Source organism: Acidisoma cellulosilyticum, assembly GCF_020621385.1.
GTDB lineage: Bacteria > Pseudomonadota > Alphaproteobacteria > Acetobacterales > Acetobacteraceae > Acidisoma > Acidisoma cellulosilyticum.
The window spans coordinates 391,386-408,168 of sequence record NZ_JAESVA010000002.1; the positions used below are offsets into that span (position 1 = coordinate 391,386).

Annotated in this window: 16 protein-coding genes and 1 riboswitch; of the genes, 9 read left to right on the plus strand and 7 right to left on the minus strand. The window is 63.0% G+C overall.

Annotation, left to right across the window (positions count from 1 at the left end; all coding sequences use genetic code 11):
* Positions 1–50 precede the first annotated feature (50 nt).
* Positions 51–286, minus strand: a riboswitch (cobalamin riboswitch).
* Between the two features lie 9 nt (positions 287–295).
* From cobU to ACELLULO517_RS06225, 3 genes are all read left to right on the plus strand, one after another.
* Positions 296–814 (plus strand): bifunctional adenosylcobinamide kinase/adenosylcobinamide-phosphate guanylyltransferase, encoded by a 519-nt coding sequence (gene cobU, locus ACELLULO517_RS06215; protein WP_227306435.1) that lies wholly within the window; start codon positions 296–298, stop codon positions 812–814.
* Entirely contained in the window at positions 811–1,422 is a 612-nt protein-coding gene (cobO, locus tag ACELLULO517_RS06220; RefSeq protein WP_227306436.1) for a cob(I)yrinic acid a,c-diamide adenosyltransferase, read from the plus strand. Before cobU ends, cobO begins: the two co-directional genes overlap by 4 nt.
* Positions 1,423–1,519: 97 nt before the next feature.
* The gene (locus ACELLULO517_RS06225) at positions 1,520–2,776 is read left to right on the plus strand and encodes a GGDEF domain-containing protein (protein ID WP_227306437.1); all 1,257 of its coding nucleotides are present in this window, start codon (positions 1,520–1,522) and stop codon (positions 2,774–2,776) included.
* Positions 2,777–2,782: 6 nt separating this feature from the next.
* Here the strand turns inward: ACELLULO517_RS06225 and ACELLULO517_RS06230 are convergent, their stop codons facing one another.
* From ACELLULO517_RS06230 to ACELLULO517_RS06240, 3 genes are all read right to left on the minus strand, one after another.
* Positions 2,783–4,144, minus strand: a complete 1,362-nt coding sequence (locus ACELLULO517_RS06230) for an alpha,alpha-trehalose-phosphate synthase (UDP-forming) (protein WP_227306438.1) — start codon at positions 4,142–4,144, stop codon at positions 2,783–2,785.
* 41 nt (positions 4,145–4,185) lie between these two features.
* On the minus strand, positions 4,186–4,929 hold the full coding sequence (otsB, locus tag ACELLULO517_RS06235) for a trehalose-phosphatase (RefSeq protein ID WP_227306439.1): 744 nt from the start codon (positions 4,927–4,929) through the stop codon (positions 4,186–4,188).
* Between the two features lie 97 nt (positions 4,930–5,026).
* Positions 5,027–5,431, minus strand: coding sequence for a YraN family protein (locus ACELLULO517_RS06240; RefSeq protein ID WP_227306440.1), 405 nt, complete (start codon positions 5,429–5,431; stop codon positions 5,027–5,029).
* A gap of 168 nt (positions 5,432–5,599) precedes the next feature.
* Here ACELLULO517_RS06240 and ACELLULO517_RS06245 point away from each other — a divergent pair, with 168 nt between their 5' ends.
* Complete coding sequence (locus tag ACELLULO517_RS06245) at positions 5,600–6,694, plus strand: aldose epimerase family protein (protein ID WP_227306441.1); 1,095 nt, start codon at positions 5,600–5,602, stop codon at positions 6,692–6,694.
* A gap of 28 nt (positions 6,695–6,722) precedes the next feature.
* On the plus strand, positions 6,723–7,625 hold the full coding sequence (locus ACELLULO517_RS06250; RefSeq protein WP_227306442.1) for a PPK2 family polyphosphate kinase: 903 nt from the start codon (positions 6,723–6,725) through the stop codon (positions 7,623–7,625).
* On the opposite strand, the gene ACELLULO517_RS06255 is transcribed toward ACELLULO517_RS06250, so the two are convergent.
* Positions 7,622–8,125, minus strand: coding sequence for a MarR family winged helix-turn-helix transcriptional regulator (locus ACELLULO517_RS06255; protein WP_227306443.1), 504 nt, complete (start codon positions 8,123–8,125; stop codon positions 7,622–7,624). The two genes, ACELLULO517_RS06250 and ACELLULO517_RS06255, sit on opposite strands and share 4 nt — an antisense overlap.
* A gap of 149 nt (positions 8,126–8,274) precedes the next feature.
* Here ACELLULO517_RS06255 and ACELLULO517_RS06260 point away from each other — a divergent pair, with 149 nt between their 5' ends.
* Positions 8,275–8,703, plus strand: a complete 429-nt coding sequence (locus tag ACELLULO517_RS06260) for an organic hydroperoxide resistance protein (protein ID WP_227306444.1) — start codon at positions 8,275–8,277, stop codon at positions 8,701–8,703.
* A 250-nt stretch (positions 8,704–8,953) separates the two neighbouring features.
* Here the strand turns inward: ACELLULO517_RS06260 and ACELLULO517_RS06265 are convergent, their stop codons facing one another.
* From ACELLULO517_RS06265 to betB, 3 genes are all read right to left on the minus strand, one after another.
* Positions 8,954–9,361, minus strand: a complete 408-nt coding sequence (locus ACELLULO517_RS06265) for a DUF2177 family protein (RefSeq protein ID WP_227306445.1) — start codon at positions 9,359–9,361, stop codon at positions 8,954–8,956.
* 128 nt (positions 9,362–9,489) lie between these two features.
* Positions 9,490–11,145 carry a choline dehydrogenase gene (gene betA / locus ACELLULO517_RS06270; protein WP_456304386.1) on the minus strand — a complete coding sequence of 552 codons (1,656 nt, stop codon included), beginning with the start codon at positions 11,143–11,145 and terminating at the stop codon, positions 9,490–9,492.
* Positions 11,145–13,235 (minus strand): betaine-aldehyde dehydrogenase, encoded by a 2,091-nt coding sequence (gene betB, locus ACELLULO517_RS06275; protein ID WP_227306446.1) that lies wholly within the window; start codon positions 13,233–13,235, stop codon positions 11,145–11,147. The genes betA and betB overlap by 1 nt, the downstream gene beginning before the upstream one ends.
* Positions 13,236–13,530: 295 nt before the next feature.
* On the opposite strand from betB, the gene ACELLULO517_RS06280 reads away from it, so the two are divergent.
* The 3 genes from ACELLULO517_RS06280 (at position 13,531) to choV (ending at position 16,776) form a co-directional block, all read left to right on the plus strand.
* Entirely contained in the window at positions 13,531–14,493 is a 963-nt protein-coding gene (locus ACELLULO517_RS06280; protein ID WP_227306447.1) for a choline ABC transporter substrate-binding protein, read from the plus strand.
* 197 nt (positions 14,494–14,690) lie between these two features.
* The gene (gene choW / locus ACELLULO517_RS06285; RefSeq protein ID WP_227306448.1) at positions 14,691–15,539 is read left to right on the plus strand and encodes a choline ABC transporter permease subunit; all 849 of its coding nucleotides are present in this window, start codon (positions 14,691–14,693) and stop codon (positions 15,537–15,539) included.
* Positions 15,540–15,543: 4 nt separating this feature from the next.
* Positions 15,544–16,776 carry a choline ABC transporter ATP-binding protein gene (gene choV, locus ACELLULO517_RS06290; protein ID WP_227306449.1) on the plus strand — a complete coding sequence of 411 codons (1,233 nt, stop codon included), beginning with the start codon at positions 15,544–15,546 and terminating at the stop codon, positions 16,774–16,776.
* The last annotated feature ends 7 nt before the right edge of the window (positions 16,777–16,783 follow it).

Sequence of the window (16,783 nt, forward strand, 5' to 3'; positions counted from 1 at the left end):
CTTGGCCTTGGGATCGCGGCCAGACTCCAGGGCACCCCGCCCGGAAGGACCAATAGCGTTGCATGATGGCAGGTCTCCTGGCTCGCGGATCAGGCGCCTTTCCGTCTGCCTTCCCAGGTGAAACTGTCACCCAGTGGCATTCGACGGTGGCTCTCCGCTTACAGTTGCGGGGGCAGCCGCGGCATTGGACGAAACCCTGTCGCCAGGGGCCATCCGCACCGCATTCCCTTTTCATCCTCCGTCACGGCAGACGCCGTTTGGAGGAACCATCGCCTTTGATCTAGAAGGCCGGCCCATGGCCCGTCAATCAGATAGCAGCGTGACCCTGATCCTCGGCGGCGCGCGATCCGGCAAGAGCCGGCATGGCGAAGGCCTCGTCGCGGCCCTACCCAGCCCTTGGGTCTATATCGCGACGGCCGAGGCTTGGGACAACGAGATGAAGGCCCGAATCGCGGAGCACCGCGCCCGGCGGGATGAGCGTTGGCACACGGTGGACGCCCCCCTCGCCTTGCCCCAGGCTTTGCGCGATGCCGGTGACGCGCCGGTGCTGGTCGATTGCCTGACGCTTTGGCTGACGAACCTCATGCTCGCCGACCGCGATGTCCCGGTCGCGACGGAGGATCTGCTGGCGGCGCTGGCTGGGCGCCGCGCGCCGACAGTGCTGGTGGCCAACGAGGTCGGCCTCGGCATCGTGCCGGACCACCGGCTGGGGCGGGATTTTCGGGATGCCGCCGGCATCCTGCATCAGCGTGTCGCGGCCCAGGCCGCGCACGTGCTGTTCATGGTGGCGGGCCTGCCGATGGTGGTGAAATGACCGAAGATCAGGAACAGAATGCGGCCTGGGCCGCCAAAATGGCGCGCCGCAAGGCCGTGCAGGATGCTGAGGTCGCGTCCAAGACCATCGAGAAAGGCCTTCTCATGGTCCATACCGGCCCGGGCAAGGGCAAGACGACGGCAGCGATGGGCCTCGCACTGCGGATGCTGGGGCGTGAGCGCCCCGTCGCCGTCATCCAGTTCATCAAGGGCGCCTGGAGCACGGGCGAGCGCTTCGCCCTGCAACGCTTCGACGATCTGCTGACTTGGCACAGCATGGGCGAAGGCTTCACCTGGGAAACCCAGGACCGCGCACGGGATATCGCGGCCGCCCGGCGGGCCTGGGATGAGGCTTTGTCGCAGATGGCGCGGCCCGACCTGTCGATGCTGATCCTGGACGAGCTTTGCATCGCTCTCCGCTACGACTATCTGGCCGTTGATGAGGTCGTTCTGGCCTTGCAGGCGCGGCGCCAGGATTTGCATGTCGTCGTCACCGGCCGCAACGCGCCGCCGGCTCTGCTCGATGCTGCCGACCTGATCACGGAAATGCAGGCGACCCGTCATCCCTTCAAGGCCGGGGTGAAGGCGCAGGAAGGGATCGAGTTCTAGCCGCGCCGGAAAACTGAGCGTAGTCTGGCTCGGGGCCAGTTCGGCCTTCAAAGTTTTCGGCCTTCAAAGTTTAAAGTCAGGGTCAATCGATCTCCTCATGCCTGCCTCCGCTCCTAGCGACTTCAGTTGGACCGATCTGGTGCGCGCGCCGCTTCTGATCCTGGATGCCGCGAAAAGCCAAGTGTTGCGCTTGAACGATGCCCTGCGCCACGTCCTGCCCCTCACTTGCCCACCGACACCGGCACCGATGACGGAGATCCTGGGCGCCGAGGCGACCGTCACCCTGCTCGGCTATCTGCTGACGATGCCGGAGGACGGTTCCCGGAACACCTTGTCCCTGACTTGCCCCACGATGAATGGGCCGATGATGCTGATCCTGCATCTGGCCAGGCTGCCGGATCACGCGGATCAATGGGTCGTCACTGTCGATGAGCGCACTTTGTTCTTTCAGGGCGGTGCGTCCGAGAATGCCGAAAATACCTTCCGTGGCATCATTCAGGAATTGCCGATCGGGATCGACATCCTCGATTCCTCCCTGCGCGCCGTATTCTACAATCATTATTCCGACAGCATTTATCTTTACGATTCCTACTACGATCTAGACTTGACGGAGTGGTTCGAACGCGCTTTCCCGGCACCGGCCGACCGCGAACGCGCCAGGATGGAATGGGCGGATGCGCTCGTCGCATTGCAGCAAAATCCGGATCAGCCGCAGACGATGGAATGGCGCGTGATGTGTCGCGACGGCCAATATCGGGTTTTGCTGAATCGCGTCAGCAAGATCGGCAGCCATTACACCTTCATCTATTGGGATATCACCGAGCAGCGGCGGCTGGAGGATCAGCTTCGCACATTAGCCACCACCGATATGCTGACGGGGTTGCATAATCGCCGCCATTTCTTCGAAACCGCCGAGGAACTGCTGGCCGAAGCCCTGACAACAGAAAAGCCCTTTTGCCTGCTCATCCTCGACATCGACCATTTCAAGTTGATCAACGATACCCGCGGGCATCGCGCCGGGGACGAGGCATTGGTCGCGGTCGCCGCGCGATGCCGTGCGGCGATTCGCGCGGGCGATCTTCTCGCCCGTTTCGGCGGCGAGGAATTTACGGTCCTGCTGCATGATACGCCGATGCCGCAGGCCAAGCTCGTCGCCGAACGGTTGCGAGCCTTGATTGCCGAAGGACCGATCCACCAGGGTCAGGAGACATTCTCCGTCACCGCCAGCATCGGCCTGGCCATGGCCGAGGCTGGCATGACGAGCATGGATCAATTGGTGGAAAAGGCCGACAAGGCGCTTTATGCGGCCAAGCATGCTGGCCGCAATCGCGTTATGATCGCCTCCGCCGCGTGATGCCGATCACGCCCTGAGCACGCTGAGGAAGGTCTCCGTAAAGCGCTTTGGGGTGCCAGCCCAGACGCGTTCCCGCAAAGCCTGCCAACGCTCCTTCCGCTCGCCAAGCTCCATCGCCAGCGCCTGATTGATCGCCTCCGCCACCTCATCGGCGTCATAGGGATTGACGATCAGGGCTTCCTTCAACTCATCCGCCGCGCCCGCGAAGCGGGACAGGATCAGCACGCCGGGATCGGCGCTCGACTGAGCCGCGACATATTCCTTGGCAACCAGATTCATGCCGTCGCGCAGCGGCGTGACCAGCCCCACCCGCGCCACGCGGTAGAAGCCGGCCAGGCTTTTGCGGCTGAGCGCCCTTGTCATGTAGCGGATCGGAATCCAGTCGAATTCGGAATAGCGGCCATTGATATCGCCCACCAGTCGGTCGAGCGTGCGGCGCAACTGCTGGTAGCGGTCGACATCCTCTCGCGAGCGGGCGGCGACCTGCAGCATGGAGACCTTACCGCGATGTTCGTGAAACCGCTCCAGCAACTGGTCGAAGGCGCGGAAGCGGTTGGGCAGGCCCTTGGAATAATCCAGCCGATCGGCGCCGATGACCAGCGCCCGGCTGAACAGGCTTTCGCGGATACGCCGCACTTCCGCGCCCCGCGCGGCGCGCATGGCGGTGGCCGCGAATTCCTCGGCATCGATGCCGATGGGCGCGGTCACCGTCTTCACCAGACGACCTTCGTAGACGAAACTGCCGTCATCGGCCGAGGCCAGGCCCAGAAAGGTCTCGACACAGGAGAGAAAGGCGTTGCGATGCTCGTCGGTATGGAAGCCCACGACATCATAGGTACAAAGGCCGCGCAGCAGCGCCTCGCCGCAGGGCAAGGCGTCGAGGATTTCGGGCGGCACGAAGGGGATATGCAGAAAGAAGCCGATGCGCTGCTTGGCGCCGAGGGCGCGCAGATTCTGCCCGACCAGGAACAGCTGATAATCATGCACCCAGACGAGGTCGTCATGTTTCAGAAGCGGCTGTAGCGCCTCGGCGAAATAGGTATTGACCCCGCAATAGCCTTCATACTGATGACGATGATAGTCGAGATAGTCGAGCCGGTAATGCAGCAGCGGCCAAAGGGCGCCGTTCGAGAAACCGACATAGAATTCATGGTATTCCTTGTCGGTGAGGTCGATGGTCGCATAGGTCACGCCCTGCGCGTCATGCAGGCTGGGCGTGCGGCCGTTATGGCCGCGCTTGCCACTCCAGCCGAACCAGAGCGTACCGGGCGCCAGACCGCTGCCCAAAGCGACGGCAAGCCCGCCGGCGCGGGGCGCCTTTTCGGTCGGGATCTGCACCCGGTTGGAGACGATGACGAGGCGGGACAAGGCGCTTCCTTTCGTATCGATGCGATCAGGCGACGGCGGGATCAGGCTGTCTGGCTCGCCTCCAGCCCATCCGCCATGCGGGCGAGCCAGGCGCGCACCGCCGCCGGCTCACCGCCGAAGACGCGATGCACATGCAGGCCCTGGCCGCCCATGGCCTCGGCCGCCGCCATGCCTTCCTCATCCGTCACGTCATCACCGATGAAGACCGGCACCCGGCCGGCGAAAGGACTTTCCGCCATGAGGTGACGCACGGCATGGCCCTTGCCGACGCCTTCGGCGCGGATCTCGAAAGCCATGAGTGCGGGGAGGATTTCCGCGCGCCCGGCGGCCGGTGCCACGAGATCGGCAAGAAACTGGCCGATCTCAGATCCGAAGCTGGGCGCCTGCCGGTAATGGACGACGAAGCCGACCGACTTTTCCTCGATGAAAGCGCCCGGCCAAAGATGCAGCGCAGCCTTCACGGCGTCGACCCAATCATCGCGTTCGGGAAGATTGGCGGCATGGGCCGCGATATACCCGTCCGGCAGGCGCAGCCGCGCGCCATGTTCGGCCGCGACGGCAAGACCGGACAGCGGCAGAAGCCGATCGACATCGGAGAGCGGACGGCCGGTGACAATGGCGACCGCGCCGCCCAAAGCGGACTCCAGCCGGGCGATCACGCCCGGCAGTTCGGGGGCGACCCAGACCAGATCATGGCGCTCGGCGATATCCAGTAGCGTGCCGTCAAGGTCGAGGAACAACGCGCTGCGCCGCGTGAGGTCTGGGATATCGGTCGTTGAGGTCATCCGCGTCAGGCTCTCTTGGGCTGCAGGGAGCCGATGACCGGCCCTCTTTGGCTCTAGAGATAGAGCGCTTCGGCGGAAGCGCTACCCCAAAGACCCGTCAGGCAGCATCCCGAAACGCATCCGGAATATGCTGCATACGACCCAGCGCATCGACCAGCCAGGCATCGAAGCGCATGCCGTTCCGGCCCCAATCAGGGTGCTGGCCTTGAAGAATGGCACCGGCCGTCAGCAGTCTTTGCTGCTGGCGCGCCGAAAGCGCGTAGGCGGCGGTGGTGAGATCGGGGCCGGTTTTGACTTCGACCAAGGTCAGAATGCCGTCGCGTTCCGCGACGATATCCACCTCGCCTGCCGCGGTGCGCACCCTTTGGCCAAGAATGGTCCAACCGCCCTGCCCCAACGCGTCGACCACGCGCGTTTCGCCTTGGATACCCTGGCGCTGCGACCGCTTACCCCGCGCCTGCCGCCGGCTGCGATCATTGTAAAGGGCCAATTGAACGGTCATGACGCTGTCCTTGACTGCACGCAAAAGTTGTATCGCATGCGACGAACGTAATGGGAACAATTATATTGATATCGGATCAAACCCGATAATCGACGGTCGGGCCCTGGGCGCCTTTGCCCGGTCAGTCTAGGCTAGCCGGCAAAGCACGGCAGCAGAAGGGAAGCCATCATGCCCAATCAGGACGCCAATTCAGGACCCGGTCTGCATCACCAGTCTTTCGGGCGTCTCTCCGACGGCCGCTCCGTCACCGAATACCGGCTGCGCAATGCGGCCGGATTCGAACTGCGCTTCCTCGACCTCGGCGGGATCGTCACCACCATCCTGGCACCCGACCGCCAGGACCGCTTCGCCAATGTCAATCTCGATCACGCCGATCTGGCTTTGTATGAGAAAAACCCCGGCTATTTCGGCGCGCTGATCGGCCGCTTTGCCAATCGCATCGGGGGCTCCGCCTTCACGCTCGGCGGCAAGCGCTACGAACTGGCGGCCAATAACGGCAGCAATACCCTGCATGGCGGCGCCGTCGGCTTCGACAAGGCGATCTGGCAGGTCCGCGCGGCGCAAAGCGGTTCGGCGCTCTCGGCCGTGCTGACCCATACCAGCCCGGACGGCGACGAGGGCTTTCCCGGCGCGCTGAAACTGGAAGTCGTCTACAGCCTGCACGAGGAGAACGAGTTCCGCATCGACTACAAGGCGACGACGACCGCCGAGACCGTCCTCAACCTCACCAATCACGCCTATTTCAACCTCGCCGGCAACGATCAGGGCTCTGTCCTCGACCATATCATCGAAATCAATGCCGAGCACTTCACGCCCGTCGATCTGGACGGCATCCCGACCGGCGAGATCGCGCCGGTTGAGGGCACACCGCTCGATTTCCGCACCGCCAAGCCCATCGGCGCCGGCATCCGCATTCCGCATCCGCAGATCCTGCGCCAGAACGGCTATGATCATAACTGGGTGCTGGATAAGCCCGCCCCCCATGCGCTGACGCTCGCCGCCCGCGTCTATGAGCCGAACAGCGGCCGTATCATGGAGGTCGAGACGACCGAGCCCGGCGTGCAATTCTATACCGCCAATTACCTCGGCGGCGGTTCGGCCGGCACGGCGGGCGTCGCTTACCGCCAGTCGGACGCCTTCTGTCTGGAGACGCAGCATTTTCCGGACAGCCCCAATCGACCGGAATTTCCGACGACCGTGCTGCAGCCCGGTCACATCTTTCATTCCACCACCATCTATCGCTTCAAGACGGACCGCGATTGAAGCAGGTCCTGCGCCAGAGGAGCGATGAATGTCGGACATACTCTCGGCCGAAGGCGCCCTCGCCGCGCTGCTGACGCGCTGCATGGTAGCTGAGCCGGGCAAGATCCACCTGGATGACTACCCGACCGACAGCCGCGTCACCGGCCTCGACAAGACAAGCGGCAAGGACGCGCTGCGGCGGGAGGTCGAGGCCATCGCTGCCCTGCAGCAGCGGCTATTCGCGGCCAAGCGCTGGGCGATGCTGATGATCCTGCAATCCATGGATGCGGGCGGCAAGGACAGTTCCATCCGGCGGATTTTCAGCGGCATCGATCCGGAAGGGGTGCGCGTCACCTCCTTCAAGGCGCCGTCGCGCGAGGAACTGGGGCAGGATTTTCTGCGCCGTACCCAGCAGGGCCTGCCCGTGCGCGGCGAAATCAGCGTCTTCAACCGCAGCTATTACGAGGAAGTGCTCATCACCCGGCTGCATCCCGAAATGCTGGCTGCGCAGCAATTGCCGAAGCCTGAATTGACGGATCAAATATGGCGGCACCGGCTGGAGGATATCGCCGGGCATGAGCGCTATCTGGGCCGGCAGGGCATGCCGGTCTTGAAGTTCTTTCTGCATATGTCGAAGGAGGAGCAACGCCAGCGCTTCCTGCGACGGCTGAACCGCCCTGACAAGATCTGGAAGTTTGATGCCGCGGATATCAGCGAACGCAAGCTATGGGACAAATACGCCCATGCTTACGGCGAGGTCTTTTCTGCGACCGCCGCGCCGCATGCGCCCTGGTTCATCATCCCCGCCGATCACAAATGGGTGGCGCGGCTGCTGATGGCCCATGCGCTGCGACGGGCGCTGGAAAAGCTCGACCCGCATTTCCCGAAACCGCAGGCCGAGGCCCTGAAAGCGGCCGAGGCCGCAAAGGCATCCCTGGAAGCCGAAGGTTAAGCCGCCGTCTCCGCCGTCGCCATCAGCCTGTCCCGCAGCACCGTCAGGTCCCGCGTCAGGCGCTGTATTTCGTCCAGCGTCAGGCCCGTCGCCGCGAAGATACAGCCCGGCACGGCCAGCGCCTGGGTTTCGAGCGCGCGGCCTTGCTCCGTCAGGCTGACGCGCACCTGCCGCTCGTCGGCCGGATCTCGGCGGCGGATGACCAGGCCCATCGCCTCCAGCCGCTTGATCAAGGGCGTCAGCGTATTGGATTCGAGGAATAACCGGCCGCCGAGGGCGCCGACCGTCTGTCCATCCTCCGCCCAAAGCTGCACCAGGACGAGATATTGCGGATAGGTCACACCAAGCCGGTCCAAGAGCGGCTTATAGATGCGGTTGAAGGCATGGCCGGTGGAATAGGCGGCAAAGCACAGGAAGTCCGACAAGGCCGGCATGCCGGAGGGGGTTTCGCTCATGGTCGTCTCGGTCATCGCCGTCTTGGTCGTCGTCGTCTCGGTCATCACCGTCTCCTGGCCAGCATGCGCGGCCGATCACGAAAGAGAGATAGGTCGCGCACGATCCTATCGCAACGCTTGACAGGTTTATATCACCGAGCTAGTTAAATCGCACACGATTTGATCGTGAACGACTTCACAAAAGGAACGACGCCATGTCCGTGAATGTTCTCTACACCACCGCCGCCCGTGCCACCGGCGGCCGCGACGGCCAGTCCGGAACCCTGGACGGCAATTTCTCCGTCAAGCTCGCGACGCCGAAGGAATTGGGCGGTGGCGGCGGCGAAGGCTCCAACCCCGAGCAGCTTTTCGCCTCCGGCTATGCCGCCTGCTTCATCGGCGCGATGAAATTCGTCGCCTCCCAGGGCGCGCATGCGAAGGTTCCGGCCGACGCGACCGTGACGGCGACCGTCGGTATCGGCCCGCGCTCGGAAGGCGGTTTCGGGCTTGAGGTTGCGCTGGAAGTCTCGCTGCCGGGCGTCGAGAAGGACGCGGCCGAGGCGCTGGTCGCCGAAGCCCATAAGGTCTGCCCCTATTCCAACGCGACCCGCAACAATATCGACGTCAAGCTCAGCGTCGCCTAAAATCTGTCAGGTTTAGTTGGAAACGCCCCCAGATCCGTGGCCCGCGGCCTGTCCGGCCGAGCCTGATGCCGCGGGTCTACCCGTTCCGGCGCCCAGACGCCGATGTGGCGCCGTAACGGGTGGGTCCGCGCAACAAGTGCGCGGATGACCAATTATTTTTCAAAACCTGGCAGACTTTGAGACGCCTTTGCCTGAAACGAAAAAGGCCCGGGGTAAAACCCGGGCCTTTTGCTTTGGTACAACGCTCCCTCTACCGCCGACGGCGCCCGCCGCCGCGTTCGCGCATCACGAACCAGCCGATGCTGGCCGCGAAAGCGCTGACCACCATGCCCCAGACCATATCCTTGACGGTCAGCGTCAGGTCCCAGTGCTTGAGCACCGCGTAATTGGTGAGATCATAGGCGCCATAGGTGAAAAGCCCGAAGAGCGCGGCATGGGCCATGACCCATAGCGCGCCACGCGCGCGGCCCGGCAGCATGACGAAGATCATCAATCCCAGGACATCGAGCAGATAGAAGGCAATCGCCGGCGCGAAGCGAATTGTGGGCGACAGCATATCGCGCATCACCGCGTGATAGCTTGGTCCCATCAGCCCGAGCCAGATGACATCGAGCGCCAGGAAAACCAGGAGGGAAACGAGATAGGCGACAACCGGCATAGCATCCTCCACGACTTGGGCAAGACCTGCGGGCCTGACCGCAGGGGGGCCTTTCTGCCCCAAGCGACGCGCCCTTTGCCATAGCCCCGAAGGGGTTAGCCAGATGAAGGATTGTTAAGCGGCTTGCCTCAGCGCTGCGCCGTCTCCCAATGCGGCGCCTGATAGAAGGGCGCGTTCGAGGGGGCCAGCATCGGCCGGCCCAGAATATGATCGGCCGCCTTCTCCCCGATCATGATCGTCGGCGCATTGAGATTGCCGGTGGTCACGCGCGGCATGATGGAGCTGTCAACGATGCGCAGCGACTCGAAACCGATGACGCGCGTCTCGGGGTCGACCACCGCCATCGGGTCCGACGGATCGCCCATCTTATTGCTGCAGGACGGGTGATAGGCGCTTTCCACCTTCTGCTGGATGAAGGCATCGATCTGCGCATCCGTCACGACATCGACGCCCGGCTGCAATTCCCGCCCGCGATAGGGTTTGAACGCGTCCTGACCGAAAATCTCGCGCGTCAGGCGCACGCAGGCGCGCATCTCCGCCCAATCATCCTCATGGCTGAGGTAGTTGAAGAAGACCTTCGGCTTGTCGCGCGCGTCGCGGGAGCGCAGACGCACCCAGCCCCGGCTTTTGGAGCGCATGGGGCCGACATGCGCCTGCATGCCGTGTTCGGTGGCCAGGCTGTTGCCGTCATAGGAAATGGCAAGCGGCAGGAAGTGATACTGGATATCGGGGTAAGGCACGCCGGCACGGCTACGGATGAAGCCGCAGGTCTCGAAATGATTGGTGGCACCCAACCCGTCTTTGCGCAGCAGCCAGCGCGCGCCGATCATGCCTTTGGACATCAGCGACTGCGCCGAAAACAGCGTGATCGGCTGCGTCACCGCCATCTGGAAATAGAATTCCAGATGATCCTGCAAATTTTCCCCGACACCCGGACGGTCGGCGACAACGGGAATGCCGTGTTCACGCAGTTCGGCCGCCGGGCCGATGCCCGACAGTTTCAGCAATTGCGGGGAGTTGATGGGCCCGCCGGACAGAATGACTTCCTTGCGCGCGCGCACCTCGACCGCCTGCCCGCCCTTGGTGTAGCGGATACCGACGGCACGATGACCGTCGAGCAGAATCTGCTCGGCGAGCGCATTGGTGCGCACTTCCAGATTCTTCCGCTTCATGGCGGGTTTCAGATAGGCATTGGCCGCACTCCAGCGCTGGCCCTTGCGGACCGTCTGGTCCATGCGGCCGAAGCCTTCCTGCTGAAAGCCGTTGACGTCGGCGGTTGCCGGATAGCCGGCCTGCTTGGCGGCCTCCACCCAGGCCCAATAGAGGGGATTCTTCGTCGGACCGTAGGAGGTATAAAGCGGGCCTTCGCCGCCGCGATAGGCGTCTCCGCCCTCCTCCCGATATTCCGCGCGGCGGAAATAGGGCAAGACATGCCGATAGCCCCAGCCCCGCGCGCCGCCCTGCTCCCAGCCTTCGAAATCCATGGCATTGCCCCGGATATAGACCATGCCGTTGATGGAGGACGACCCGCCCAGCACTTTTCCGCGCGGCGTATGCAGCTTGCGGCCGCCGAGATGGGGCTCGGCCTCCGTCTCATAGAACCAGTTATATTGTTCCCGGTTCATAGGGATCGAGAGGGCCGCCGGCATCTGGATGAAGATCGACGCATCCGATCCGCCATATTCCAGCACGAGGACGGTATTCTTGCCGTCCTCGCTCAACCGATTGGCGAGCACGCAGCCGGCCGAACCGGCCCCGACGATGATATAGTCGAAGCTATCCATCAGTAAGGGCTCTCGACCGGGGCCAGCGCCACATAGACGCTCTTGATCTGCGAATAATGATCGAGCGCCGCGCGGCTATTCTCGCGCCCCAGGCCCGACTGCTTATAGCCACCGAAGGGCAGCTCGATCGGGGTGATGTTATAGGTGTTGATCCAGCAGGTGCCGGCCTGCAGCTCCGCGATGACGCGATGCGCCCGCGTGATGTCCTGCGTGAAGACACCGGCGCCGAGGCCGAATTCGGTGTCATTGGCGCGCGCCACGACGTCCGCCTCCGTATCGAAGGTCAGGATCGTCATGACGGGCCCGAAGATTTCTTCGCGCACGATGGTGAAGTCGTCGCCCGTCGCGTCGAAGACCGCCGGGGAGACGAAATTGCCCTGGGCGAGCGCGCCATCCGTCACCCGCTTGCCGCCGCAGAGGAGTGTCGCGCCTTCCGCGACACCGCGTTCGATAAAGCCCAGCACCTTCCGCATATGGGCGTCGGAAATCAGCGCGCCCATCTGCGTCTCAGGGTCCATCGGGTCGCCGATCTTGATCTTCGCCGTGCGCTCCAGAAGCCTGGAGATGAATTTGTCTTTGATGCTGCGATGAACAAAGACCCGCGTGCCGTTGGAACAGACTTCGCCGGCCGAATAGAAATTGCCGAGCATGGCGCCGGAAATCGCGGATTCGATATCGGCATCCGCAAAGACGATGATGGGCGATTTGCCGCCCAATTCCAGCGTCACGTGTTTCAGCGTCTCGGCCGCCGCCGCCATCACCTTCTTGCCGGTCGGCACGGAACCCGTCAGCGAAACCTTGGCGATCGCGGGATGGGTCACCAGCAGGCTGCCGGTGCGGCCGTCACCGGGCAGAACGTTGAAGACGCCGTCCGGCACGCCGGCTTCCGTCATGATCTCGGCGAGCTTGAAGGCCGTCAGCGGCGTCAGTTCGGACGGCTTGAAGATCATCGCATTGCCGCAGGCGAGCGCGGGGGCGGATTTCCAGCAGGCGATCTGGATGGGATAGTTCCAGGCGCCGATGCCGGCGACGATGCCCAAAGGCTCGCGCCGCGTATAGCCCATGGCATTGGGGCCGAGATCGACGCTTTCGCCCGTGATACCGCCCGCGAGACCCGCGAAATACTCGATGCAATCGGCGCCCGAGATGACGTCGACGACCTCCGTCTCCTGAATAGGTTTGCCGGTATCCTGCGTTTCAAGTCTTGCCAGATCATCGTTATTGGCGCGGAGAAGATCGGCGACGCGGCGCAGCACGCGGCCACGCTCCATCCCCGTCATCCTTGCCCAGATCTTCTGCCCTGTCTTCGCGCTGGCAATTGCAGCTTCCAGCTGGGCCGCGTCCGCGATCTCGATCTCGGCCAGCACTTCGCCCGTCGCCGGGTTGATCGTCGCGAAGGTTTCGGCGGCCGGATTGGGGCGATAGGCACCGCCGATCCAATTGGCGATGCGCGGCGGCGCGGCGGATGCGGTGGCAGGCAAGTGCGACATGGTCGGTCCTTCAAAGCTCATCGGGAGCTGCGTATCGATGAAGCCGGCGGCAATGCGGCGGGCCGCTTCTGAATCCGACGGGCTCCAGGCGGCAGCCAGCGTCGTGCGCAGCCAAAGCCCGTCGATGATGGCGGCGATGATGACGGCAAGCCGCTCGGCTTCCTCACCCGTGGTCATTTGGCGCAGCGCGTGGCGGAGGTTGGAAAGCACGCGCAGCTGATAGATGCGCTGCACGCGCTTGAGACGGTCGGAATGGATCGCCTGGCCCCAGAAGGCGAGCCAGACGGCGCTGGTCTGGCTGTCCATTTCCTCCGGCGCCAGATTGGCATCGACCACCGCCTGCACGCGTTCCCGCGGGGTCTTGGCCGCGCGCATGCGGGCGGCCGCCGCCCGGCTGAGACGGGAGGCGAGGCTGCGCAGCGTCGCTTCCAGCAGCCCGTCCTTATCGCCGAAATAATGCGCGACGAGACCCGCCGAGACGCCGGCATGCTTCGCGATCAGCCCCAATGTTGTTGCATTGAAACCAACCTGCGCCATGACGTGAATGGTCGTGTCGATCAGTTGCTTGCGGCGAATATCTTCCTGATCCCGACGCGACAAGCTGCTCTCCACTTTAATTGCGGCCAAGCAGCCGCCCTGAATTTGTATGATTGCTTGAACGTTCAATCAAGCTCCGAAAAGCAGAATGCGGCAAAAGGTTCGATATTGGGCAATTACTGCTCAATTACGCATCAAATTGCCCATTTTTTGCAGCGCAATATGAAAACATCGCGATTTTTCGTGATAAAAAGGGGTGACCGACAGCGAAGATTGAAAGTATGTTCAATCTCACGGCTCCGGGCGGAGCGGCTCCGAGCGCTTGAGACCTTCCAAAACGCGAATAAAGGACGGCAAGATGCGTAAACACCTTCTTCAGGCTGTGGCGGCTTTGGGATTGATTGCGGGCAGCGCTGGTCTTGGCGCCAGCGCCCATGCCGCGGGCGATCCGGCCTCATGCAAGAACATCTCCTTCTCCAATGTCGGCTGGACCGATATTTCGGCCACGACCGGCACCGCGACCTATATCCTGGATGCGCTGGGCTATAAGACGACGACGACGATCCTGTCGGTACCGGTGACCTTCGAGGAAATGAAGCAGAAGAAGATCAACGTCTTCCTCGGCAACTGGATGCCGACGATGGCCGACAATATCAAACCCTATGTCGATGCCAAGACGGTCGACGTGCTGGGCGCCAATCTTGAAGGCGCCAAATACACCCTCGCCGTTCCGACCTATCTGTTCAATGCGGGCCTGAAGTCCTTCGCGGATATTCCCAAGTTCTACAAGGAACTGGACGGCAAGATCTACGGTATCGAGCCGGGCAACGACGGCAATGCGCTGATCCTGACCATGATCAAGAACAACACCGATGGCGTCGGCAAGTTCACGCTTGTTCAGTCCTCCGAGCAGGGCATGCTGGCCGAAGTGACCCGCAAGACCAAGGACCATAAGGGCATCGTCTTCCTGGGCTGGGAACCGCATCCCATGAACACCAAGTATGACATGCAGTATCTGTCGGGCGGCGACGCCATCTTCGGGCCGAATTACGGTGGCGCCACCGTCTATACCAATACCCAGGGCGGCTATGTCGAGAAATGCCCGAATACCGGCAAGTTCCTGACCCAGCTGAAATTCACGCTGGATATGGAAAACACGATCATGGGCTCCATCATGTATGACAAGATGGACCCGGCGCCCGCCGCCGCGCAGTGGCTGAAGGCCAATCCCGCTGCGATGACGCCCTGGCTTGCCGGTGTCACCACCTTCGACGGCAGCCAGCCCGCCGAAGCCGTCGTGAAGAAGTCTCTCGGCCTCTGATCCGACGCCTTTTCGTCTGTTGCCATGTCGCCCGCGTGCAAGTCGCGCGGGCGGCACAGACGCCCATAATGCTGCGTCCTCAGCTGCTTTGCGGTCGCGAATTTCCCGCCGCGCGGCCATAAAACTCTGACCAGATCGAGCGTTTTATGATCTGATATCGTCAGGACATTCACGAACATCTGGAATGGAGTGCCTTTATGCTGAACGGGCTGGCAGATATCGTCTCAGGCCATAAGATCCCGCTCGGCGACTGGATCGCCAATATCGTCAACTCGATCAGCGGATCGGACGCGATCGACGCCGTGTCCAACGGCATCGCGGCGGCCATCAACGGATTGACGAGCGTGCTGGAAGCCATTCCCGCCATCGTCCTGATTATCGCCGTGGGGCTGATCGCCTATGCCATCCAGCGGTCCTGGAAACTGGTGATCTTTATCCTGCTCGCGCAGCTGTTCATTCTCAACCAGGGCTATTGGTCGGCGACGATGGAGACGACCTCTCTCATCATCTTCGCGACCGTCATTTCCATGGTCATCGGCGTGCCGATCGGCATTGCCTGCGCGCATCGCCCCATGCTGTTTACCTTCGTGCGGCCGCTGCTGGATCTGATGCAGACGCTGCCGACCTTCGTCTATCTGATCCCGACCGTCGTGCTATTCGGCCTCGGCGCCGTGCCGGGCCTGATCTCGACCATCATCTTCGCCATCGCCGCCCCCATCCGGTTGACCCAGCTTGGCATCGCTTCCGTGCCGCCACCGCTGATCGAGGCCGGTGAGGCGTTCGGCGCGTCGAAAAACCAGCTGCTGTGGAAGGTCGAACTGCCGCATGCGCTGCCGACCATCATGGCCGGCCTGACGCAATGCATCATGCTCAGCCTGTCCATGGTGGTGATCGCGGCCCTGGTCGGTGCCGGCGGTCTCGGCGTGCCGGTGGTGAGCGCACTCAACACCTTGCGCGTCGATGTCGGCTTCGAATCCGGCCTTTGCATCGTCGTGCTGGCGGTCATCCTGGACCGCGTCTGCCGTCCGCGTGAGAGCGAGGGTTGAGAGAATGAGCGACACACATCCCGCCATCGAATTCTCCAAGGTCGATATCCTGTTCAGCGGCAATCGCCGCGCGGGCAAGAATGGCGAGGCCGCAGCGATCCAGCTGATGGATCAAGGTCATACCCGTGAGGAGATCCTGGCCAAGACCGGCACCGTCATGGGCGTCAAGGACGCGTCGCTGACCGTGCAGGAGGGCGAGATCTGCGTGCTGATGGGCCTGTCGGGCTCCGGCAAATCGACGCTGCTGCGCGCCGTCAATGGCTTGAACAAGGTCACGCGTGGCCGCGTGCTGGTGCGGGACAAGGATAAGCAGGTCGATATCGCGAATTGCGACCGCGCGACGCTGCGCTATATGCGCACCCGCCGCATCGCGATGGTGTTTCAGCAATTCGCCCTGCTGCCCTGGCGCACGGTGCGGGAGAATGTCGGTCTCGGCCTCGAACTGCGCGGTGTCTCGGGCGCCGAGCGCCGGCGCATCGTGGACGAGAAGCTGAAGCTGGTGGCGCTCGACAAATGGGCCGATAAATATGCGCGCGAATTGTCGGGCGGCATGCAGCAGCGCGTGGGCCTGGCCCGCGCTTTCGCGACGGATGCCGATATTCTGTTGATGGACGAGCCCTTCTCGGCGCTCGACCCGCTGATCCGCAGCAAGCTGCAGGACGAGCTGCTCGCCCTTCAGAAAGAGGTCAAGAAGACCATCATCTTCGTCAGCCACGATCTGGACGAGGCGCTGAAACTCGGCAACCAGATCGTTATTCTGGAAGGCGGGCGGATCATTCAGTCCGGAGCGCCGGAAGATATCGTGCTGCGCCCGGCGAACGATTATGTGCGCGAATTCGTGCAGCACATGAACCCGCTGAACGTGCTGCGTGGCCGCACCTTCATGACGCCGCTGGACAGCCTGCCCATGCTTGACGGCTGGGCGGTGCTGGATGCCTATCGCCCGGTCTATCTGCATAGCGTCGGCACGGTCGCGGGCAGCGCCATCACGGCTGCCGGCGCGGCTGTGCCCATCGTCGCGATCACGGACGAGACTGACCTGCCCGGCGCCGGCACCTGTGCCGCCGTCGATTGCGAGGCGACGATGAAGACCGTCATCCAGCTGCGCCAGGCGACCGGCATGCCGGTGCTGGTGACGCAGGACGGCCAGATCATCGGCATGTGCGGCGAGGATGAAATTCTCCACGCCCTGGCCTCGGAAGGCTGGCAGACGGTGCAGGCCGAGGCGGCGGAGTAGAGGTCTG

Coding starts and splice junctions, on each gene's coding strand:
- ACELLULO517_RS06265 (WP_227306445.1), bottom strand. CDS start 9,361: ATGCCGGTTGTCGCCTATCTCGTTTCCCTCCTGGTTTTCCTGGCGCTC.
- cobO (WP_227306436.1), top strand. CDS start 811: ATGACCGAAGATCAGGAACAGAATGCGGCCTGGGCCGCCAAAATGGCG.
- ACELLULO517_RS06280 (WP_227306447.1), top strand. CDS start 13,531: ATGCGTAAACACCTTCTTCAGGCTGTGGCGGCTTTGGGATTGATTGCG.
- ACELLULO517_RS06255 (WP_227306443.1), bottom strand. CDS start 8,125: ATGACCGAGACGACGACGACCAAGACGGCGATGACCGAGACGACCATG.
- ACELLULO517_RS06260 (WP_227306444.1), top strand. CDS start 8,275: ATGTCCGTGAATGTTCTCTACACCACCGCCGCCCGTGCCACCGGCGGC.
- choW (WP_227306448.1), top strand. CDS start 14,691: ATGCTGAACGGGCTGGCAGATATCGTCTCAGGCCATAAGATCCCGCTC.
- ACELLULO517_RS06250 (WP_227306442.1), top strand. CDS start 6,723: ATGTCGGACATACTCTCGGCCGAAGGCGCCCTCGCCGCGCTGCTGACG.
- ACELLULO517_RS06240 (WP_227306440.1), bottom strand. CDS start 5,431: ATGACCGTTCAATTGGCCCTTTACAATGATCGCAGCCGGCGGCAGGCG.
- ACELLULO517_RS06225 (WP_227306437.1), top strand. CDS start 1,520: ATGCCTGCCTCCGCTCCTAGCGACTTCAGTTGGACCGATCTGGTGCGC.
- cobU (WP_227306435.1), top strand. CDS start 296: ATGGCCCGTCAATCAGATAGCAGCGTGACCCTGATCCTCGGCGGCGCG.
- ACELLULO517_RS06245 (WP_227306441.1), top strand. CDS start 5,600: ATGCCCAATCAGGACGCCAATTCAGGACCCGGTCTGCATCACCAGTCT.
- otsB (WP_227306439.1), bottom strand. CDS start 4,929: ATGACCTCAACGACCGATATCCCAGACCTCACGCGGCGCAGCGCGTTG.
- choV (WP_227306449.1), top strand. CDS start 15,544: ATGAGCGACACACATCCCGCCATCGAATTCTCCAAGGTCGATATCCTG.
- betA (WP_456304386.1), bottom strand. CDS start 11,145: ATGGATAGCTTCGACTATATCATCGTCGGGGCCGGTTCGGCCGGCTGC.